This is a genomic window from Acinetobacter sp. GG2, from assembly GCF_000292385.1.
Lineage (GTDB): Bacteria > Pseudomonadota > Gammaproteobacteria > Pseudomonadales > Moraxellaceae > Acinetobacter > Acinetobacter seifertii.
The window spans coordinates 1-20,431 of sequence record NZ_ALOW01000018.1 but is presented as its reverse complement, the minus strand read 5'-3'; the positions used below and the strand labels follow the sequence as shown (position 1 = coordinate 20,431).

Genomic DNA, 20,431 nt, shown 5'->3' with positions numbered 1-20,431 from the left:
AAGAATGCTTTGTACTTTTACGACCTATTCTTCCTTGATCATCAATGTAACAATCGAAAATTGTTGAATCTATGCACAAAAAACAATAGTCTGTATTGATAAAATCAATACAAGGAAATTAAAGTGTTTGATCTCGATACTCGGCTTTTACAAATTTTCTTTGAAATTTATAAACATAGCAGTGTATCTAAAGCTGCCGAACAGCTTGAAATTGGACAACCGACTTTAAGTATTGCGTTAAATAAATTACGTGAGCATTTTCAGGACCCACTTTTTGTCCGTATTGAAAATAAGATGCAACCTACTGAGTTATCTAAACAAATATACCCACTGGTTGTAGAAATTCTGAACCGACTGAAATTGGTTCAAAACTACAATATTGAATTTGATCCACAGACTTCAAATTATCAATTTAAAATCAGCATGACTGATATTAGCCATCTGGTTTTACTACCTAAGCTGATCAATTATTTACGTGCCCATGCACCCAACATTCGCTTGGAAATTATCCCAATTGATGCCAATACGCCAGTGATGATGTCAAATGGAGACATTGATTTAGCCATTGGTTTTTTGCCTCAGCTTGAAGCAGGTTTTTATCAACAAACGCTTTTCCAACAACGTTATGTTTGCATTGCTAGTAAAGAACACCCGAGACTTACAGGTACAACGCTTTCAGATCAAGAATTTCGCCAAGAGCTACATGTCGATATTTTTGCAACAGGTGGACACTACGTGCTGGAGCATGAGTTACAAAAACTAGGAGTAAACCGAAATATTTTGGTTCGTTTGCCAAGCTATTTAGGGGTTGGCTTGGTTGTTCAAGACACAGATGCAATTGCGACTATTCCACACTATTTAAGTCAAGTGCTTTTGGTCAGAGGCGGTTTAAAAGTTTTAGAACCGCCCTATAGTTTTCCGACTTATAGCGTGAAGCAGCACTGGCATGCACGGGTTCATCAAACACCAAGCAACCAGTGGTTAAGAAGAGTATGTTTTGAACTTTTTTCTGAATAGAATAATTCAGTAAGGTACCAAATTCGTTGCATGTTTAATTTTTCATCTGGATTTTTTAGATTCTGCCGCTACCATAAAAGAACACTCAACTAAAGCAAAGCCACCCTTTAAAGTGGCTGTGATTACATTAAAAATTGTATCGAACTAATAAGTTGATTCGAGATAGTTTTCCTTCTAAATCTGAAAATGTTTCTCTCTTACCGTAGGTGTACTCAACACCAAGATCGACTTTCTCAACAGGTGTCCAGAATAAGTTGACGCTTGCATTGATGAGCCTTTTATTTTGATTAAGATTATTTTCTGAAAAATCTGAATCTTTATAGACGAGGCTACCAGCGGATAAAGAAGAGCGTAAATTTTCATTCCATTTGCGCATATACCCCAACTCGACAGAATCAAATTCACTTAAATACATTCGATTTTGATCAAAGTAGAACGCATCATTATCTTTTGAATAAAGCATATAACGGTTATCACCTGCTATATGGTAGTAATTGAAGACAATCGCATCATTTTCAGAAAGGTTATACTTCGTGCCTAATCCAGCTCCCCAAGCAAGTTTAGTTTGCTCCTCATTCGCATTAGAAATTGCTCGATTTTCATGTAGCATGCCGTGCAATTGAACCAATAAATTTGGATTCTTAAATTCATATCGCATGGTTAATGCAGGAAGTCGGCTTCCACCTTCTACATTTTTATTTTCAACATCACCGCCTTCCAAAGCGACTAATAACTTTTGCTTAGCATCAACAACGTGTTGATAACGGACCTGTATATTACGCTGAGTTCCCGTACCCATCGCGCCTGTAAAATCAACCAAACTTGGAGCTGTATCACTATTCACAAAAGGTGAAGTCGTCTGACCAATCAACCAATTTCCTAGTGAAATATAAGCGTGTCTAACCCGAACCGAACCATTACCGTTATCTCCACCACTTCCCATAAAATCGGCTTCTAGCTTTCCAACCAAATCTCCTTTCGAGGTCGGCTTAACGATATCAACCCCTACACGTGAAGTCGCAGCAGAAACATTTAATGATTTACTTATTGAATTTGAATTGTTTAAAGGTATTTCCCCTGTTTTATTCGCAATAGAACGCGTTGAAGCTTCAAAATCATATGCAGCATCAACACGTATATTTCCATAAAATTTAATTTTAGTCTGATCAGCCGAAATAGGCTTCTCAGCATTTGATGTTTTGTTTTGACTCAATTCAGGTGCTTTCTTCAATCCATTATTTTTACTTAAATTTTGCTGCTCCATCAGATAATCTATTTGCTGTTGTAATTTAATTATTTTTTCATTTAGCGCTGAGTTATCTTCGCTTTCAGCTTTGGCTTGCTGCAGAGTCATACTCATTAAGAGCGATAAATAAATAATCCCTTTATGTTTCATGTCCTTTTCCTTTAGACGAAATCACATAGACCGAATTGAAATTTCCTATTTTTCAATCAGTAAAATAATGATTATTGAATTAACTTTAGATAGGCTAACGAAGCTCAACCATTGACTTCGTTAGTTCCCTTCCTGCTCGAATATTTTTGAATGACCTTATTCAGGTAATTCACATCCTTTTTGTTTTAAGCTGTTGATCACCCAGCTACGGTCATTTTCACCTACGGCGATTTGTTCTAATTGCTTTTGTTCAGCGGCATGTTTGGCACTTGCCTTCAGATAAACTTCTTCTACTTCTGCATACGGCACGCTTAAAAGCCCATCTTCATCCCCTAAAATCAAGTCTCCAGGTTCAATCACCATTCCATTGATTGCGATAGGAACATTAATTTCACCCGGTCCGTCTTTATAAGGTCCTCGATGTGAAATTCCTGCTGCAAAAAGTGGAAATTCACCTTCTCCAATTACAACCGAATCACGAATAGCGCCATTAATAACAATGCCTGCTATACCTTTTTTAATGGCATACGCAACCATCATCTCTCCAATTAATGCATTGGTTAGATCGCCACCAGCATCAACCACAATGACATCTCCCGCTTGGGCCATATCAATAGCGTAGTGCAACATCAAGTTGTCACCCGGGCGCGCCTTAACTGTAATGGCTGGTCCGCAAAGATATCCCTTTTTATGCATTGGTCTTAATTGAGCCCCACCTGAAGTCATTCGATTCATTGAGTCACTGACATTAGCGACTGGTAGATCTCGATATTGTTCAATCCATTTCTGCTCAACTTTTCTGTCGTTTTTTAGCACTCTAAAACCAATTGCCATGATTTTTCCCTTATATCAATTTTCTTGTGCAAATTAATATGACAGCATTTTTTTGAAATGTCATTTCATTTTTAAATTAAATTTAATTAAAATCCACTCATTTTTTAAATTTATTTTTTCTATTGACTAATTTTTTGAAATGTAGTTTTAATAATATAAACCACTAAGGACGTATTTTTCTCAAAATACTTAAATGGAGTGCAAGTCAAAATGAAACGTAAAGTTCTTATCACGGGGCCAACATTAACTTCAGATGCGTTACTGTATGCTCAATCCCATGATATCCAGTTGATTCCAACTGAACCCTACATGGCAAAAGATGAAATGGAAAAACTCATCCATGATGAACAACCTGATGCCATCATTGTTCGAACAGGCAAACTTTCTAGAGATATGATTTTTGCTTCTGATAATTTAAAAGTGATTGCAAAACATGGCGTTGGGTTTGACACAATCGACACTCAGGCTGCTGCTGAACGAAAAATTCCTGTCACTATTGCCGTAGGCGCAAATGCACAATCTGTTGCCGAACATGCTTTTGCCCTTATGTTTAATGTTGCTCGACAAGTCACATGGTTAGACCAACGGATCAGAGAAGGTCACTGGGATAAAGCAAGTGCAAATGGGGTGGAATTATATGGCAAAACGCTGGGCTTAATTGGTTTAGGGGCAATCGGCAGCATACTTATGAAGTTAGTCGCTCCCTTAAACATGAAAGTAAAAGTATATGACCCGTTTCTAGAAAATTTGCCAAAGCTCGATTATGTAGAACAAGAGCATGACTTTGAAAAACTTTTAGAAACCGGTGACATTATTAGCCTACATTGCCCACTTACAGCAGAGAATAGACACTTATTTTCTTACCCTCAATTTGAAAAGATGAAACGCTCAAGCATTTTAATCAATACAGCACGTGGTGAATTAATTGATCAGGCTGCCTTAGTTGATGCACTTAAAAATAATAAAATTGCTGGTGCAGGTCTAGACACTTTTCCTTCAGAACCGCCAGAAAAAGATAACCCATTATGGGAATTACCTAACTTAGTTGTTACTCCTCACATAGGAGCAAACACAACAGATTCACGTAATCGCGTCGGTCTATTAGCACTCGAACAGATTGTGAGTATTTGGAATGGCCAATTATTAAACCCTCGAGCTATCGCTAACTGGAAGTTACTCAATAGCTAATTCATGGAACTCAATTGTTTCTAAGCTTTTAGATGCAAGAACAATTAAAATATTGAATATAAAAAAGGATTTTTTTATGTCTACAGAATACTCTCAACCGAGTGCGATTGAACGTGAAACGATGCGCAAGGTAGCGTGGCGATTACTGCCTTTTTTAACGATTTGTTATGTCATCGCTATTATTGATCGTGGCAATATTGGTATGGCTTCATTACAAATGAATGAGGACCTTGGATTAACAGCTACTGCTTTTGGTTTTGCCAGTAGCTTATTTTTCTTTGCCTATTTTTTATTTGAAGTACCTAGCAACCTCGCCATGCAAAAATTTGGAGCAAAAGTATGGATTGCCCGAATTATGGTGACGTGGGGGGTAATATCATCCGCAACTGCATTCGTTGAAAACTCCACATCGTTATATATTATGCGGTTCTTACTCGGCGCTGCCGAAGCAGGCTTTTTCCCTGGTGTAATTTTATATTTAACTTATTGGTTGCCTGCAAACTATAGAGCAAGAATGATTGCAATATTTATGGTGGCAATTCCGGGTGCAAACTTTCTAGGTTCACCATTATCAGGATTTTTATTATCCCTAGATGGGTGGCTGGGCATGCGCGGATGGCATTGGCTATTTATTTTAGAAGGTATTCCTGCTGTTTTACTGGGTATCGCCTGTCTATTTGTACTCACAGATCGACCAGAACAGGCAAAATGGCTCAATAGCGAACAAAAAGCTTGGTTAGTTGAAAGACTACAATTTGAACGCCAACAAAAAACCCCAATTGGTCATATTTCACTATGGCAACTTTTAAAGAATAAATATATTTGGGCAATGATCATTATTTATTCTGGTGCTTCTGCTGCTGGTAGTACGATGAGTGTTTGGGCACCACAATTAATTAAGTCATTCGGTTTAAGTAATTTAGAAATTGGTCTAGTCAATGCAATTCCTTATGGCATCGCTTCTATTGCCATGATTCTTTGGGGTCGCAGCTCGGATCGTAAAAATGAACGCCTTTGGCACACAGCAATCGCTCTATTGATGATCTCAATTGGTTTATTAATTGCTTTGTTCACGTCTTCACTTATTGGCACAATCTTTTTACTCAGTATCGTTTTAATTGGTGCTTATTCTGCAAAAGGTCCTTTCTGGGCTTTGGCATCTTCATGGATGTCACCGACTACAACGGCGGCTGGACTAGCAGCAATTGGCGCATGCGCTAACCTGATTGGTGGCGGCATGATGGTGAATATCTATGGCGCAATCCATGATGCAACAGGAAGCCATGCTATCGCCTTACTTCCACTTGCAGCACTAAACCTCGTGTCGGCTATTATGGTTTTCATTATGTCTAGAAAGAAAGCTGTTTTGTTTAACCAACCACAAAGTACTTCGTAAATAGCATATATAAAAAGGGGGCTAAATCATGAGCCCCTTTTTTTACATTTAAAATATTAAAATTAATTACGAATACTCTTACCACCTAAACTTTTCGTTAAATCATCTGCAATTTTGAAGAAAAAATCACTTACAGATTTTGCGATTTCTAAAGTAAAACGGCTTGATGGACCTGAAACAACCAATGCTCCAACCACATCATTTTGCGCATCAAATACTGGCAATGCCATTGAAGCAGCATGTGGTTCTGTTACACCCGTTGAATAAAAAGGTTCAGTTCTTGCTAAAACTTGTTCGTGTGTTGAACGCAATGCTTGAGCACCTGCAGCCCCATCCATTGGTCGAACTTCGCCCGGCTGAATATGAACGCGTAATCGATGAGTAGAATTAATACGATATTGGCAAAGGCGATATGCGCCATGCTTAACGTAAAATGAAGCCGTCTCACCAATTTCATCTACAAGTTGCTGTAAACAAGGCACGACGTGTCTTTCTAAGTCTAAAGCATCTTGATAAATTGTATTTAAACGCATAACTTCACTAGCAAGCGTATATCTACCATCAGAAAGACGGTTAACAAAACCAAAATCTTCTAGCGAAACAATTAAACGCATGATGGTCGCTTTATTTAATTCTGTTCGTTCAGCGAGTTCTGCCAGGGTTAAAGATTTATCACCTATTCTAAAAGCAGTTAACAAAGTTAAAAGGCGATCAGCCGATGCATTTCCGCTTGTTGCTGGGTGAGGTTTAATTTTAACCATGTTTTTCCTACAATAGCTTGATATCAATTTTAATGTATTGAATTAGGTTTTTAACTTTACCATATTTCTTATATTTTAATTCTATCTCTCGACAGCAATTTCATTCATTTATCAACGTACTTAAAATATAAAGTATAGCCTCATTATTAGTAGGCTTTACGACCAACAATGAGACCTATCTTAATTTTAATCTTAAGCTTGTATTACGCTTCTATCTTTTTATCTTTACTACTTGAATAGATAAAATATAAAGCAATACCTAGGCAGATTAGCGCTCCTAATCGATACGGTGAAAAAGGGAGCATTTCATTACCAAACCAGCCAAAGTTATCAATTAAGATACTCATCAAAAGTTGCCCAAAAATCACAGCCACCGTAGCAACTGCAGCCCCAATTCTTTGTACAGCCAGTACCATTATGACAATATAAGGTACTCCACACATAGCCCCCAACAACTGCCATTTAGGAACATCTAATAGCGTTAAGGTATGCTTAGGTTCAAAGTAAAAAATAAGGAGAGCCGTAATTAAAGCACCGACCGAGAAAGTCAAAAAAGCACTACGAAATACACCAACTTTTGCTCCAAGTTGACCATTAATTGCGGCCTGTACACTCAGCAAAGCACCGCCAATGACGGCGAGAAGAATCATTAAAATTGTCATGGCTGTCTCCTACGCTTTTGCCACAAGTACAAGTGCGACAACAATAAAGATGAGTGCTACTACCCGTTTACGGTCTACTTTCCGATGTGGAGTTCCCAGTAAACCATAGTGGTCGATAATCAGACTTTTAGATACCTGTCCCGCTAAAATGCCAATCATGGTCATTGCAATGCCAATAATTGGAGTGATAATGGTCAAAATAATGACGTAAGCAGGGCCAAGAACACCACCCAGCAATTGCCAAGATGGAAGTGTAAAAAATGAGGGGCTATTCCGTGGGCTAAAAAACAACATGAGTAAAAAAGTAAGTGCTGCCCCCACTCCAAAAATACTAAACGTAGCCCACAACTCACCCACTTCTTTCCCTAGCGGTCCTAAAAGCCCCGCTTCGACCGATAGCCCCATACCCCCTAAAATGGTTAGGAGTAGTAATAGAATTTGCATCTACATTGCCTCATCTGTATCTAGGCAACGAATACTAAGGTAGCCAATTCATCAGAAAAACAGCATAATTCATGAATCACTTTTGCAGAAATTGCACAAATGGATTTAACAAATTCGATTGATATCCGCACGCTTCGCTTCTTTATTAGTGTTTACAATGCTCAAAACTTCTCAAATGTAGCACGTAAAGAAGATGTGTCTGCTTCCATGATTTCTCGCACCATTCAACAGCTTGAAGATGCCTTGGGTCAGCAACTTTTCTATCGAAATACGCGAGCAATTACACCGACCGAATCGGGCAAATTATTTTTTGAATATGCGAAAAAAATTACCGAACAATTTGATGAAGCCCAAAAGGCTTTACAAGATAAAACCATAGAGCCATCGGGACTCGTCCGAATCAATGCGCCAGTGTTTTTTGGGCAACGACATATTGCGCCGTGGTTGGCGGATTTATCAGAGCGTTATCCAAGACTTTTAATAGAACTGATTCAAACCGATGAATTTATAGACCCATTACGCGAAAGCACAGATTTAATATTTCGTATTGGAGCGCTGACCGATTCATCATTTCATGCACGTATTTTTGGTACACAAAAATATCATTTGGCAGCATCTCCTCAGTATGTTGCTAAATACGGTACGCTTGATCATCCGACAGAGCTTAATCAGCACAAATGCCTAGTCTATAAAGGTTTTGAAGGTCCTAACCGGTGGTTAGTAAGAAAGCCCAATGAAGAATGGATACATTATCCAATTACTCCATTGCTGTCTTCAAACAATGCCGAGAGTTTAATGACAGCTGCGCTTCATGGCATGGGGATTGTTTTGTTTCCTGATTGGCTGATTGGTGAGGCTTTAAAACAAGGTGATTTAATAAAGCTTTTACCTGAATATGAAGTCGCGATTAAATCACACCCCCAGCATATCGCGGCCATTTATCCAAATGTCCGCCATCCGCCCTTAAATATTCGAGTGGTAATAGATTATTTTGCTGAAATCTATGGAGACACACCGTATTGGCAGAATTAAATTTTTCTTTTAATCATCATTTATAAAGACAAAAACCCTGATTCCAGCAATTAAATAAACACTGAAATCAGGTATCACCGTTAGATACTAATTAATTGCTATCTCATAATGAAAATTATCGGCCAAACCATAAGACTCACGGTATTCGACTGCTACGCCTTCAAGATTTTTTGCGATACGGCATACCTTCACTAAAGGATCTTCAAGGAGATTATTTAAATGGCTATCTTTGATATTTTTCTCAAAAGTTAACCGTTCTGTTGCAGAAGAAATAAATTGACCACAGTGCTGATAATAAAAAGGATAAAGTAGATTCCCAAACTCAGCGATTGGAATTTCTTCCAGATTTTTAAATAAGCGTTCAGGCAGCCAGATTCTTTCGCTTAACACAACGACGTCTTCATGCTTACGAACACGCTCGATATAAATCAGCTTTTCGGTGTGCCCAAGCCCTAACTCGGCGTTTACTTCCGGAATTGCATCACACACTTCTACTTTTTTGATTTGTCCTTGTGGCTGAATAAAATCGCCTTTTTTATTACGTAATCTAAAAAATCGAATGAGCGAGTTTTCAAAGTTAGGTTGTTTTAGGAAAGTTCCTTTTCCTTGCTGTTTGACCAATAAGCCATCTTCAACCAGTCCTTCAACCGCCTTTCTAACGGTTCCTACCGATACGCTATACATTTGCGCAAGTTCTTGTTCACTTGGAATAGGCTCTTCAACTGTCCATTTTGACTGAATCAGTAGTTTTTGAAGTTCCCAACGGACCTTTTCATATCTTGGCAATTTAAAATTTTTAAATGCAGTCTCATCAAGCATTTGCGTTAAACATTATGAAATCGATTTGACAATATTAGCATAGTTCTGTGTAATACAAAAAAGCAAACATATATATGTTTAGATGTTTATATATTTATCAAGGAAGATAATATGACCGCATTGATGCTGATAGCTTTAGCTGTATCTATAGGCTTAGGTTATAAAACAAAAATCAATATCGGATTTTTTACGATAGCGTTTGCCTACCTGATTGGTTGCTTTGGCATGGGTCTTAAACCTTCCGAAGTTATTGAATTATGGCCTGTCAAAATTTTCTTTATTATTTTATCTGTCACTCTGTTTTATAACTTTGCTTTGGCAAATGGCGCACTAGAGAAGCTTGCCAGCCATCTTTTATATAAATGCCGTAAGTTTCCCCAGTTTTTACCTTTAGCGATTTTTTTCGCAGCAACCATTATTGCTGGCCTAGGTGCTGGTTTTTATACGGTACTTGCCTTTATGGCACCCATTACACTGCTGCTGTGTAAAAAAACTAATATGAATATGGTTATTGGCGGGATGGCTGCAAATTACGGCGCTCTAGCTGGCGCAAATTTTATGACATCGCAAAGTGGCATTATTTTCCGAAGCTTAATGGAAAATACTGGCATTAGCTCACAAACCGCTTTTTCATATAGCGGTGGCATTTTTGTCTTAACTTTAATTATTCCAATTGTGGTGTTGGGCATTTATACCCTCTGGAATAGAAAAAGTAATTCAATTGTGATTGAAGATCAAAAGCCTGAGCCATTCGACAAAAAACAGAAACAATCCATCTTCCTTATTGTTTTAATGATGTCGATTGTTTTAGTTTTTCCAATCTTACACCTTGTTTTTCCCGATGTAAAAACGATTAGCTTTTTAAACTCCAAAATTGATATTGCCTTCCTTGCCATTACTTTCTCGCTCATAAGTTTACTTATGAAACTTGCCGATGAGAAAAAGGTCATTGCTCTTGTGCCTTGGGGAACACTGATCATGATTTGCGGTGTCGGTATGCTCATCGCATTAGGTGTGAAGCTTGGCATTATTACGACCCTATCTGAATGGTTAGCAAACAATGTTCCTGTATGGGTTATTCCAGTACTGTTATGTCTGATCAGTGCCATTATGTCTGTATTTTCAAGCACTCTAGGCGTGGTTGCTCCTACCTTATTCCCAATTGTTCCGGCGCTTGCACTTACCTCTGGTCTAAATCCACTTGTGCTGTTCATTTGCATTGTGGTTGGCGCTCAGTCTACAGCGATTTCTCCTTTCTCGTCTGGCGGTAGTCTCATTATGGCTTCAGCACCAGCAGACATCGACAAAACCAAATTCTTTAATCAACTGTTATTTAAAGCAATTCCTGTAGGAGTCATTGCCGCTTTAATCGCTATTTTCGCTTTAAAATTTGTAATGTGAGATGAAAATGAACTGTATAGATACACATGCACATGTTTTTTCGACACAGGACCACAATATCGAAACAGCACGTTATGCACCTGATTATGATGCAACTGTACAAAGTTTTATCTCTCATCTTGATGAACACAATTTCACGCATGGTGTTTTGGTTCAACCCAGCTTTTTGGGTACCAATAACCAAGCGATGTTAAACGCAATTCAGCAATACCCTGACCGTTTAAAAGGGATCGTCGTTGTTCAACATACGACGAATTTTGATGAGCTAGTGAATCTCAAGGCACAAGGCATCGTTGGTGTTCGCTTAAATTTATTCGGTCTTAACCCTCCTGCGCTAAATACGCCTGACTGGCAAAAATTTTTACGTAATGTGGAAAGCCTCAACTGGCAAGTTGAATTACATGCACCGCCGAAATATCTGGTTCAGCTTTTACCACAATTAGATGAATACAGCTTTGATGTCGTAATTGACCATTTTGGCCGAGTTGACCCTGTTAAAGGGATCGAAGATCCGGATTATCAGAAGTTTTTAAGCTTACTTAACGTAAAACAGCACTGGATTAAAGTGTCCGGTTTCTACCGTTTGGGTGCCTCTCCAAATAACATAAATACGGCACGACTGGCCTATAACATTCTTAAAGAAAAAGGCTTTTTACACAAACTCATTTGGGGAAGCGATTGGCCACATACCCAACATGAATCTTTAATTACTTATGAAAATGCATTTAGAGCTTTTAAACAGATTGTGTTTGATAAACATGAGCAATGTTTAATTTTAAATCAGAACCCTACCGAGCTGTTTGGTTTCTCACGTACATAAGGAGTATGTATGAAAAATGATATATCTATATCGGAAGTAGAAAAGTCAACGATCCGTAAACTTTCTTTTCGTATTCTTCCTTTCCTCATTCTTTGTTATTTCATCTCATATATTGACCGAGTAAACATTGGTTTCGCCGCTTTAACCATGAATCAAGAAATTGGTTTAACCGCGACTGCCTTTGGTTTTGGTGCAACATTATTTTTTATTGCATATGTCATATTTGAAATTCCAAGTAATATGGCCATGGAAAAGCTAGGTGCACGTATCTGGATTGCCAGAATCATGATTACTTGGGGAATTGTCGGTTGCTGTACCGCCTTCATTACTGGCCCTATTTCATATGCAATTTCACGGTTTTTACTTGGTGCTGCCGAAGCCGGATTTTTCCCTGGCGTATTACTGTATTTAACACTATGGTTCCCTAAACGATATATGGCTCGAATTGTTGCCGTATTTATGGTTGCCATTCCTTTATCTAATTTTATTGGTTCACCTTTATCTGCCTTACTATTGAGCTTGCATGGCTTGGTTGGCTTAAGCGGATGGCAAGTGCTTTTAATTTTTGAAGCATTACCTGCAATTCTTCTTGGTATATTGTGTCTAGTTTGGCTTCCCAATAACCCTAATCAAGTTAAATGGTTAAGTTCTGAAGAAAGTGAATGGCTGTCGAACACCTTAACTTTTGAAAAAAACCAGCAGTTAAATACTGAAAAACAAGACACTGCCGAGCAGAAAAAAAGTAAGTTTAAGCTTCTAATTACCAATAAATATTTATGGTTTTTTGCAATTATTTATGCAGGAAGCTCTGCAACCAGCAATATTTTATCATTATGGATGCCTCAAATTTTAAAGGCTTTCCATTTAACTGCCATGCAAACTGGTTTGTTAAATATGATTCCGTTTGGTTTAGCTGCTGCTTTCATGATTGTTTGGGGTGTACATGCCGATAAAAGTGGTAATAAGAGCCTTAACACAGCTATTCCATTGTTTGTGACGAGTTTTGGTTTACTTCTTACTCTTTTCACATCATCTTTAACATTGAGCTTGCTTTTATTTTCACTCGTTTTAATGGGTAACTATGCCATTAAAGGTCCTTTCTGGGCATTGGTTTCTGAACGCTTACCGCCTACTTTAGTTGCTGTAGGTATTGCGGCAGTGAACACCATCGCACATGTGGGTACTGGGCTTATGAACTCTATTATGGGTATAGTCAAAGATTACTCGGGTAGTTTCCCTGTGTCACTTTTACCACTCTGCATTCTGACATTTATTGGCGCCGTGATTGCATTGTATTTGGGAAGAAAACCAACATTGCCAAAAGCGCAAAAGGTTCAAAAAGTGGTTTAAGTAATCATTTATTTGCTCTCATTCTTTAATCGAACCCTGCTAATAATCAATATTTAGCAGGGCTTTTTTTACCGTAATGAATACGGCTGATTTAAAGAAAGAATATTAAAAGCGATAGCCTACACCCAAATAAGTAATTAAAGGATCAATATCAACTTTGGTTGATGCATGAATTAACTGCTTACCTGTTTTGCTATCAATCACATCAATATTTGCTCGGTTATTTAACTTTGCATAGGACACTGAACCAACAGCATACCAATTTGGTGTAATGTCATAAGTAGCGCCTAGACTCACAATTGGAGCAATCGCATCAGTCGTTTTCACTCGAACATAAGGGTTTGCACTAGAGGTTTTACCATCTAATGCAGCGCCAGCATTATTGTCTAGCACATTCTGAATCATATGTCCCGCAGCAATTAAGTCTGAGTTGATTTGGTCGTTTAACTTAATATTGGAGAAGCGTGAATACATAACACCAGCACCAATATAGGGTCTAAATTTATTTACACCCGACTTACCGAATTGATATTGGGCTTCTAATGCTGGAGTCCATGCACGTACCGTAGCAGCTTTCGATTTATTACCAAGATTGGTGATTGGAATATCTTGCAGCAAATCTAGTTTATCTCCAATTACTAAAGCTGCTAACCCTTCAGGATTTGCAAAACCAGATAATGGCGCGTTGATTTCTCCTTTCCCCTTAATATCAACTTTTGGAGGAATCCCACCGATTAACTGTAAAGACACGTTCTCATTAATATAGTAATTGAACATTAAGCCCAATGTATCTACGTCTTCTGCTTCAAGCCCTGTACCTTTGCCTTCCCATTGCTCTAGACCTTTAATGGTGGCTGTACCCGTTATATCAGATGAAACCATGTCATTTTCATCTACAAGCCCCAATAGTTGACCAACCGACTGCTCTTGGTTGCCATTTTCATCGACTGGATGACTAAACACCATATCAAGAATTTCTTTAGCATTTTCACCCGTTGATAATTTTGCATTAGGGTCTATTGATTTCATAAATGCTGAAGTAGAAATAGTTCCAACTTTGGCAGTAGTTCCATTTGCTACAGCAGTATTTATGTTGAATGGATTTGCCTTTCCTTGTGGCATGACATGCAACCATCCAGCAGATACGGAAAACCGTTTAAATTCTGCATGTGCTGTCTGTGTTCCCGTTATAAAAGCCACAGCGAGCAGATTCCCGCCGATTAATTTTAAAATATCCATTTTATTTCCTTTATTTTATTTAAGAGGTTTCCATTAACCTCATCATTTAAAATAAAGATTTTTTTTAACTTTTGGTAAAATTTTCCGATAAAAAGCATTATAAAACAATATATTAATTTTAATTAATATATTTTAATTGATTGAAAAATATACAATATAAATGACTTTTGTATGGAAATGATAGATTGAAAAAAAGCTCATCTTCCGATGAGCTTTTTATTTAACTAAATTGAATAATATGCATTAGACTTTAAATTCTGCTAATACAAAGTTTTTTACGATTTCATCAAAATTTGGTTTCAGAAGAGTTGGCTTGCTATCTTTTATAGTTTTATACCAATAACTTGCTGCAACTCCCATGCTAATCAAAGCTAACAATTTCATTGCTCACCTCACTTATTGGGAAGAGTGGAATTCAAATTAGCATCCGCGTTTGTAGCGTTCCAACTCGTTTTAGAGAGGTTTCTGTATATTTTTCAAGCAATGTGTAATAAAAAAGCTCATTTCTTTGGGAGCTTTTTTTAATACCAATGCGCTATTTTCTTAGACTTCATCTACTATAATGCAAAAAATAGATTTATTCTCGGGTTTAACTTTATGTGCAGCGCGTGTATTAAATAAACATACAAGAGATTTAGCTCAGCTTCCAGTTACTATACTTCTTAAGTCTTTTAGTTATTGTATTAATTTATGAAATTATCATTTGTTAGAGCATAAAATAACAAGATATTTAATTAATAGACTTTAGGTCTTGGCACGTCTACCGAAGGTATTGAAGAATTTCCTAGTGTCCAAATTTCTAAACCAGTATCCAAAAGATCTAATAGCAATTACACATATAAAGTTAAATAAAAAATGACTCTTTCAAAGCAATTCTTACAGAAAATAATGTTACTCAGAGTAAAATGAAAAAATTTAAAAGCGATACAAGCTGTAAATTTTAAAATATTTCAAAAGGAGTTGAATCTTAGATATAGGAATTTGAGTTATCTAGTTTACTTAAACCAATTATTTATAATGATATCCCTTTTATTTAATAACCAATTTACAAGCGTTTTCTTGTTTCGGTGAAATTTTAACTGCCATAAATGGTTTGATTTTTTGAGTTGTTTCAGATTTTAAAAATTTGTTTTTATCTGTTATAAAAACATGAAAATAAAGTGAATCATTAATTATCTCTTTTATAAGCGATGAGGATTTTAATAATTCTGGAATACAGTGAGTTGATATTTTTTTTCTATTGCAAATCATTAGGACTAGCCCTAGTCCTTTGCCTTCCCTCTTAACTTCAATGAGTTGTAAATCTGAGTCTGTAAGTATTTCAGACGAGGCATTTGACAAAACTCTTACAAATTCATAAATTGAGATAGATGTACCAAGGATATTTCGTGATGTATGCACCCGACCATACAGGTGTAGAACATTACTTCTATAACCACATGGGCATAGGAAATCTTGTTCAAGCTCACCAACATCACCCATCATATGATTAAGCAAATGATTATTTTCAGGTACATTGATATTAACAGTGAGTTCACCACTTTCAGGATTTCTACTTATTTCGACATGTTCATAAATATGATAATGGTTACCAATAAGATATGAACACTGAAACCCTATAGGACCTGTTTCCTGAGATGTATAAGCTAATGGTTTAATACATATATCAGGAAATAGTTCTTGAGCCTGATCAATTAATGAATCAGGAAACATTTCACCAAGATAAAAAATATTTTTTAACGTTGAGAGTTGAGCCTTTCGCTCTGGTAATAAAAAGCATTCTACAAAACTAGGAAGGCATATTATAGTGTCAATTGCAAATCTATCCACAGCCTCACATAATACATCACTGTCGACAATCGATGCGAAAGGATAATATTTTACTTTAAGTAAACGGCAAATTTCATGCGCAAAAAGAAAACCACCCCAGAGGTTACCCGAAGTCAAACAATTAGCCACTGATGAGACTGCTAACTCATTGAATAGAGGCTTTAATGCTTGAGCTGCAGCAGAGGTAACAAACTCATAACTATTCCATGGGTGTTCGACCGTTCTAGCTTTTTCGGTGGTCCCACCAGTTGCAAAGACTATGACTGACACAAAGATTCCTTATAAGCGGTTTTAAGGCAGATGAGCGAAATAATCGCAGAGCAAAGTATTGTGGTAAAAATAAAAATAGGAACATGTTCTACTATATGAGTTATTAGCATTCCTGTTATCCATGTTCCAAATGCTTCCCCTGAATTTGAAATAATTAATATATAACTGAAAAGTATTCCAGATGAAATTTCAGAAGGAATTTGACTGGCTTTAAAGTAAATATCTGGAATGATAACTGACTCATAAATACTGTACGCAATCAAAGCCGTTACGGCAATGTATACGGAATCAAGCAAGTAGATTGAAGATGTTGTTCCACAAATGAGAATGATATATGAACTATACTTATCACTAAATGATATTAATTTTGCGATCACTCCTTGCCATACACATATTGCGATACCAACTATAGAGAAAAATAAACCAGAATATTTCCCCATTTCAGGACTAATTTTATCTAAAAGAGTAGTTGTAGTGATAAATACCCCCATAATGAAAAAACAGAAGAAAGTTGAAAGTAGTAGGCGCTTTATCCCACTGTTAGCTATTACCCCCCCGAAAGCATGATATATACTGGATAAAGGTGATCTAGATATAGGTTTATGACTAGTTGGAAAAGTATAAATTATTGATAAAGCTGATAGTGCTATGGCACCTCCAGATATAATTAGCAACAATAAAACAGCACCTATGAACTCATATTTCAATGCCAAAATAGCCAATGTAGGAGCAATGAAAACTGCTAAATTTTGGCATAATGAGAACGTATTTAATGCTTTTTTTAGATCTAATCCTGACAGGCATTCGGCCAGTACCTCTCTTAAAAATGGTTTAGAAATAGATTTGGATAAAGCCATTAAAAAGAAGAATAATAACCAAGAAGAAAATGACAATGACATATAAATTGTCATAAAAGCACTACTTCGCAACAGAAGCGAAATAAAAATCAATTTTCTTCTAGAAAAACGCTCAAGGTAGCCTGTAGTGGTCAGCATCAAAATACTTTCCAGTATTACAGCACCAGACAAACAAGCTGCAACATCTGATGCGCTGAGAGCTGGTGATTTACCCAGTAGAGGCAGAGCAAAAAAGAATGAAAATTCAGCTAAAAATACTGTTAGGTAGATTAGGTATGTAGTCCGATTAGTATGCATAATGTTTATGAATTATCCTTGTCAGACTGTCAAAAACAAATGCTCTTATCTTTTCTGGAAGTTTTGCTAGACCAGTTTCAGCAGTAGACATTTCATTAAAATAAAATCCTGATGCATTCATTAACCAATCTACAGACAATATAGAACAACCTGACTGTGCTAGTATCTTTTCGGATAAATATCGCATATCTTGAAAAAAAGGTGCTTCACTAGAAAGCTTAAGGAACTCTTGGTTAGTCAAAATTGTCTTTTCTCCACCAAGTGCGACATTCCCAATATAGTCATTATCTTTAGGTTTTCGTAATTCAATAAATGCTAACTCATTTTCAATAAAGAAAAACCTAACATCACAAGCATTTGAAAGATAAGGCATCATGAAATATTCAATAGATGATGCCGAAATTAGATTTCCTGTGCTGATAGCATGTTGAAGGTTATAGGACTTAATAACGCCAAAACCCATTCCAGTTCCAGTAGGTTTGAAAATATATTCTCCACTGTAATTAGCTGCAAAACTTTTTATAGCGGGGATGATATTTCGATGATAACCAATCATTGTAAAAGGAAGAATTGGAGCACCAGCTTTTGACGCAAGTGACATTTGAGCTATTTTGTTCCATTCAAGAGTTTCAATTCCTGCAATACTTTCATTTAATAAGCATGCTCCTCTAGTTCTAAGGTAATACCGCAATGTTAATGAGATAGCTCTGGCTTGCGTATTTAGATTTGCAGGGGAAAGAATAAAAGCTGTTTTCCTTTCATCTATAATTTGGTTCTTATATATCAGTTGAAGACCATTTTCTCGATGCATGGAAATGATACAGTCTTCTAGTGTAATAAAATGGAATATGATATTTCGCTTTTCAAGTTCAAACGAAAATTGAGCATATGACTCCTCGATATCATTTGCATTATTATATTCTTCCCGAGCAACAATCCAGTATAAATTCATCGGTTAACCCTTTTGTTAGACCCTTATTTATTATTCTTTATCTCTGAGTATATTAACTAATCCTGTAAAACGTTTAAGGTCATTCTGAGAATGAGCCGCAGAGATCGCTACGCGTATAATGCTTTCTGATCTAGGAACTGTTGGATACATAGCTGCTGTAGCTAAAAAACCATTAGTCTTAAGAAAACTAGCCGTCATTATGGCTTTATCTTCGCGACCAATATGGATCGTACGGATAGGACTTAGTTTTTCTTGTACGTCAATATTAAGAACTGTCTTGTCAAAGTACTTAATATTCTGCATAAGCTTATGTTGTAATTCATTTATTTCGCTAGAAAGGTGTATATCTGCAGAAGCTACGCAAGCTGCAATCCCTGGTAATGAAGGAGGTCCGCTAAAAATATAGTTTAGTGCGTATTTTTTAATGAAAGAAACGGCATGAGGATTGCTGAAAGATACGGAACCACCATGTGAACCAAAGGCTTTTGATAGTGATGAAAGTAGAATAAGATTCTCACTAAATTCACCTAGTTGGTGTAATGTGTAACCACATCCATGTTCCCCAACAATTGATGTACCATGCGCATCGTCAACATAGTAGTAGCCGTCATATTCTTTTGCTAATCGGGTCAAAGTGCAGACATCATTGCTCCCCCCCATAGACCCCAAAGAATCGGATATAAGAATAGGGGTTTTTCCGCTTGCTTTACACTTTTTTAGTGAACTATATAACTGATCTAAATCAGAAAAACGTATCCTTTCAAGGCTACCAAATTGTTCTAAAATACCACGTAATATTTGAACCGAAGCATGTGTTGTTTTATCAATTATCCATTGCACTCCCTTTTTATTTATCTTGTAACCTGGAAGCTCTCCAGACCCTAAGACTGGGAGTACAGCCAAATGAGCAGCCCCAACAGAATTAAATATGACAGAATAAGAATCCATAAAAATTATATTTAATTTTGTTTCTAACTCATCAAATATGTCACATTTTGCTCGAGTTCTTGCAGCTGCATATTGCACTCCGAATTTATCGACAGAATCTTTAATTGCATTTCTTAAAGCAGGATGAAGTTCAAGTCCTAGATAAGAACAAGACATGAAATCTATATATTCTTGGCCCATGCTAGAAATAATTCCTCTTCCATTGGTACGAGAGGAAATCGTTAAATCGCTTATTCCTTGGGTCCAAATTTGTTCCTGATGGAAAGAGCTTAAGTTAATACGATTTGACAACCAGTTTTTTATAGTCATTAGAACTTCTCAATACTTGTATAATATTCTATTTATTTAGCGATAATTAAAATATTATGCATCTTAGTTAAATGTCAAATATCTATTTAATCCATCTATTCAACAAATAATGCACAATCTATGTTATTGATATTTAAAGCACCACTTTTAATTCCAAATAAACAACAGAGTTCTTAAAATCTAATTTTAATACATAATTTTACATTTTAATATTAATGCAACACACTAAATCAATAAAATATGTTAATTTTCAATAATTTAAGATGAGATAAAATATAGGAAATAAGTAATAAAAATACTTGTGCTCCATTTTAGAACCCTAAAAAACAATATGAATTAAATCGGTGCAAAATAAATAAATAATAAAATTAATATCTAAATTAATGCAAATCACAAAAAAGGAAAATCTTATATAAAATAGTTTGTTAATATTATTTATTTATATTTTATTATTTATTTGGTATGGCTTTTGCTATACCTTTCACGCTTTTTTATTAAAGCAACACTAAACATAAATAAGGATAAATATATGCTTAATAACTCTATTATTGAATACTTACAACCATGTGTGGCCGATATTTCACCTGTACGGGCGACAAACGTTAAATA

19 protein-coding genes are annotated in these 20,431 nt (G+C 36.4%); 7 read left to right on the top strand and 12 right to left on the bottom strand.

Annotation, left to right across the window (positions count from 1 at the left end; translation table 11 throughout):
* Positions 1-123 precede the first annotated feature (123 nt).
* Complete coding sequence (locus B554_RS0101720) at positions 124-1,017, top strand: LysR family transcriptional regulator (protein ID WP_019456742.1); 894 nt, start codon at positions 124-126, stop codon at positions 1,015-1,017.
* Between the two features lie 127 nt (positions 1,018-1,144).
* Here B554_RS0101720 and B554_RS0101715 read toward each other — a convergent pair whose 3' ends face one another.
* Both B554_RS0101715 and B554_RS0101710 read right to left on the bottom strand, forming a co-directional pair.
* On the bottom strand, positions 1,145-2,413 hold the full coding sequence (locus tag B554_RS0101715; protein ID WP_019456741.1) for a DcaP family trimeric outer membrane transporter: 1,269 nt from the start codon (positions 2,411-2,413) through the stop codon (positions 1,145-1,147).
* A gap of 156 nt (positions 2,414-2,569) precedes the next feature.
* A complete protein-coding gene (locus tag B554_RS0101710) occupies positions 2,570-3,247 on the bottom strand; it encodes an RraA family protein (protein WP_019456740.1) in 678 nt (225 codons plus the stop codon).
* A 198-nt stretch (positions 3,248-3,445) separates the two neighbouring features.
* Here B554_RS0101710 and B554_RS0101705 point away from each other — a divergent pair, with 198 nt between their 5' ends.
* A complete protein-coding gene (locus B554_RS0101705) occupies positions 3,446-4,435 on the top strand; it encodes a hydroxyacid dehydrogenase (RefSeq protein WP_081400267.1) in 990 nt (329 codons plus the stop codon).
* Between the two features lie 76 nt (positions 4,436-4,511).
* On the top strand, positions 4,512-5,831 hold the full coding sequence (locus B554_RS0101700) for an MFS transporter (protein WP_019456738.1): 1,320 nt from the start codon (positions 4,512-4,514) through the stop codon (positions 5,829-5,831).
* 62 nt (positions 5,832-5,893) lie between these two features.
* On the opposite strand, the gene B554_RS0101695 is transcribed toward B554_RS0101700, so the two are convergent.
* The 3 genes from B554_RS0101695 to B554_RS0101685 form a co-directional block, all read right to left on the bottom strand.
* Positions 5,894-6,592 carry an IclR family transcriptional regulator gene (locus B554_RS0101695; protein WP_019456737.1) on the bottom strand — a complete coding sequence of 233 codons (699 nt, stop codon included), beginning with the start codon at positions 6,590-6,592 and terminating at the stop codon, positions 5,894-5,896.
* 203 nt (positions 6,593-6,795) lie between these two features.
* The gene (locus B554_RS0101690; RefSeq protein ID WP_019456736.1) at positions 6,796-7,254 is read right to left on the bottom strand and encodes a DMT family transporter; all 459 of its coding nucleotides are present in this window, start codon (positions 7,252-7,254) and stop codon (positions 6,796-6,798) included.
* Between the two features lie 9 nt (positions 7,255-7,263).
* Positions 7,264-7,698, bottom strand: coding sequence for a DMT family transporter (locus B554_RS0101685; protein ID WP_019456735.1), 435 nt, complete (start codon positions 7,696-7,698; stop codon positions 7,264-7,266).
* A 99-nt stretch (positions 7,699-7,797) separates the two neighbouring features.
* Here B554_RS0101685 and B554_RS0101680 point away from each other — a divergent pair, with 99 nt between their 5' ends.
* Positions 7,798-8,730, top strand: a complete 933-nt coding sequence (locus B554_RS0101680; protein WP_019456734.1) for a LysR family transcriptional regulator — start codon at positions 7,798-7,800, stop codon at positions 8,728-8,730.
* Positions 8,731-8,817: 87 nt separating this feature from the next.
* On the opposite strand, the gene B554_RS0101675 is transcribed toward B554_RS0101680, so the two are convergent.
* Positions 8,818-9,549 (bottom strand): GntR family transcriptional regulator, encoded by a 732-nt coding sequence (locus tag B554_RS0101675; RefSeq protein ID WP_019456733.1) that lies wholly within the window; start codon positions 9,547-9,549, stop codon positions 8,818-8,820.
* Positions 9,550-9,660: 111 nt separating this feature from the next.
* Here B554_RS0101675 and B554_RS0101670 point away from each other — a divergent pair, with 111 nt between their 5' ends.
* From B554_RS0101670 to B554_RS0101660, 3 genes are read left to right on the top strand one after another with little or no spacing between them, the layout of a single operon-like run.
* Positions 9,661-10,950, top strand: coding sequence for an SLC13 family permease (locus tag B554_RS0101670; protein ID WP_019456732.1), 1,290 nt, complete (start codon positions 9,661-9,663; stop codon positions 10,948-10,950).
* Between the two features lie 7 nt (positions 10,951-10,957).
* A complete protein-coding gene (locus B554_RS0101665; protein WP_019456731.1) occupies positions 10,958-11,770 on the top strand; it encodes an amidohydrolase family protein in 813 nt (270 codons plus the stop codon).
* 9 nt (positions 11,771-11,779) lie between these two features.
* A complete protein-coding gene (locus B554_RS0101660; protein WP_019456730.1) occupies positions 11,780-13,120 on the top strand; it encodes an MFS transporter in 1,341 nt (446 codons plus the stop codon).
* A gap of 105 nt (positions 13,121-13,225) precedes the next feature.
* Here B554_RS0101660 and B554_RS0101655 read toward each other — a convergent pair whose 3' ends face one another.
* The 6 genes from B554_RS0101655 to B554_RS0101625 form a co-directional block, all read right to left on the bottom strand.
* The gene (locus tag B554_RS0101655; RefSeq protein ID WP_002050861.1) at positions 13,226-14,359 is read right to left on the bottom strand and encodes an OmpW/AlkL family protein; all 1,134 of its coding nucleotides are present in this window, start codon (positions 14,357-14,359) and stop codon (positions 13,226-13,228) included.
* Between the two features lie 243 nt (positions 14,360-14,602).
* Complete coding sequence (locus tag B554_RS0101645) at positions 14,603-14,743, bottom strand: hypothetical protein (RefSeq protein ID WP_002050829.1); 141 nt, start codon at positions 14,741-14,743, stop codon at positions 14,603-14,605.
* A 645-nt stretch (positions 14,744-15,388) separates the two neighbouring features.
* On the bottom strand, positions 15,389-16,459 hold the full coding sequence (locus B554_RS0101640) for a hypothetical protein (RefSeq protein ID WP_019456728.1): 1,071 nt from the start codon (positions 16,457-16,459) through the stop codon (positions 15,389-15,391).
* Positions 16,447-17,613: an MFS transporter gene (locus tag B554_RS18865; protein WP_019456727.1), complete on the bottom strand. Its 1,167-nt coding sequence runs from the start codon at positions 17,611-17,613 to the stop codon at positions 16,447-16,449. The genes B554_RS0101640 and B554_RS18865 overlap by 13 nt, the downstream gene beginning before the upstream one ends.
* Positions 17,603-18,565 (bottom strand): ATP-grasp domain-containing protein, encoded by a 963-nt coding sequence (locus tag B554_RS0101630; protein ID WP_019456726.1) that lies wholly within the window; start codon positions 18,563-18,565, stop codon positions 17,603-17,605. Before B554_RS0101630 ends, B554_RS18865 begins: the two co-directional genes overlap by 11 nt.
* 30 nt (positions 18,566-18,595) lie before the next feature.
* Positions 18,596-19,822 carry an aminotransferase class I/II-fold pyridoxal phosphate-dependent enzyme gene (locus B554_RS0101625; protein WP_019456725.1) on the bottom strand — a complete coding sequence of 409 codons (1,227 nt, stop codon included), beginning with the start codon at positions 19,820-19,822 and terminating at the stop codon, positions 18,596-18,598.
* Between the last annotated feature and the right edge of the window lie 609 nt (positions 19,823-20,431).

What these genes read in the sequence shown, in the direction of transcription:
- B554_RS0101700 (WP_019456738.1), top strand. Translation starts at nt 4,512, where the DNA reads ATGTCTACAGAATACTCTCAACCGAGTGCGATTGAACGTGAAACGATG.
- B554_RS0101625 (WP_019456725.1), bottom strand. Translation starts at nt 19,822, where the DNA reads ATGACTATAAAAAACTGGTTGTCAAATCGTATTAACTTAAGCTCTTTC.
- B554_RS0101655 (WP_002050861.1), bottom strand. Translation starts at nt 14,359, where the DNA reads ATGGATATTTTAAAATTAATCGGCGGGAATCTGCTCGCTGTGGCTTTT.
- B554_RS0101685 (WP_019456735.1), bottom strand. Translation starts at nt 7,698, where the DNA reads ATGCAAATTCTATTACTACTCCTAACCATTTTAGGGGGTATGGGGCTA.
- B554_RS18865 (WP_019456727.1), bottom strand. Translation starts at nt 17,613, where the DNA reads ATGCATACTAATCGGACTACATACCTAATCTACCTAACAGTATTTTTA.
- B554_RS0101645 (WP_002050829.1), bottom strand. Translation starts at nt 14,743, where the DNA reads ATGAAATTGTTAGCTTTGATTAGCATGGGAGTTGCAGCAAGTTATTGG.
- B554_RS0101710 (WP_019456740.1), bottom strand. Translation starts at nt 3,247, where the DNA reads ATGGCAATTGGTTTTAGAGTGCTAAAAAACGACAGAAAAGTTGAGCAG.
- B554_RS0101660 (WP_019456730.1), top strand. Translation starts at nt 11,780, where the DNA reads ATGAAAAATGATATATCTATATCGGAAGTAGAAAAGTCAACGATCCGT.
- B554_RS0101690 (WP_019456736.1), bottom strand. Translation starts at nt 7,254, where the DNA reads ATGACAATTTTAATGATTCTTCTCGCCGTCATTGGCGGTGCTTTGCTG.
- B554_RS0101675 (WP_019456733.1), bottom strand. Translation starts at nt 9,549, where the DNA reads ATGCTTGATGAGACTGCATTTAAAAATTTTAAATTGCCAAGATATGAA.
- B554_RS0101670 (WP_019456732.1), top strand. Translation starts at nt 9,661, where the DNA reads ATGACCGCATTGATGCTGATAGCTTTAGCTGTATCTATAGGCTTAGGT.
- B554_RS0101665 (WP_019456731.1), top strand. Translation starts at nt 10,958, where the DNA reads ATGAACTGTATAGATACACATGCACATGTTTTTTCGACACAGGACCAC.
- B554_RS0101715 (WP_019456741.1), bottom strand. Translation starts at nt 2,413, where the DNA reads ATGAAACATAAAGGGATTATTTATTTATCGCTCTTAATGAGTATGACT.
- B554_RS0101695 (WP_019456737.1), bottom strand. Translation starts at nt 6,592, where the DNA reads ATGGTTAAAATTAAACCTCACCCAGCAACAAGCGGAAATGCATCGGCT.
- B554_RS0101680 (WP_019456734.1), top strand. Translation starts at nt 7,798, where the DNA reads ATGGATTTAACAAATTCGATTGATATCCGCACGCTTCGCTTCTTTATT.
- B554_RS0101630 (WP_019456726.1), bottom strand. Translation starts at nt 18,565, where the DNA reads ATGAATTTATACTGGATTGTTGCTCGGGAAGAATATAATAATGCAAAT.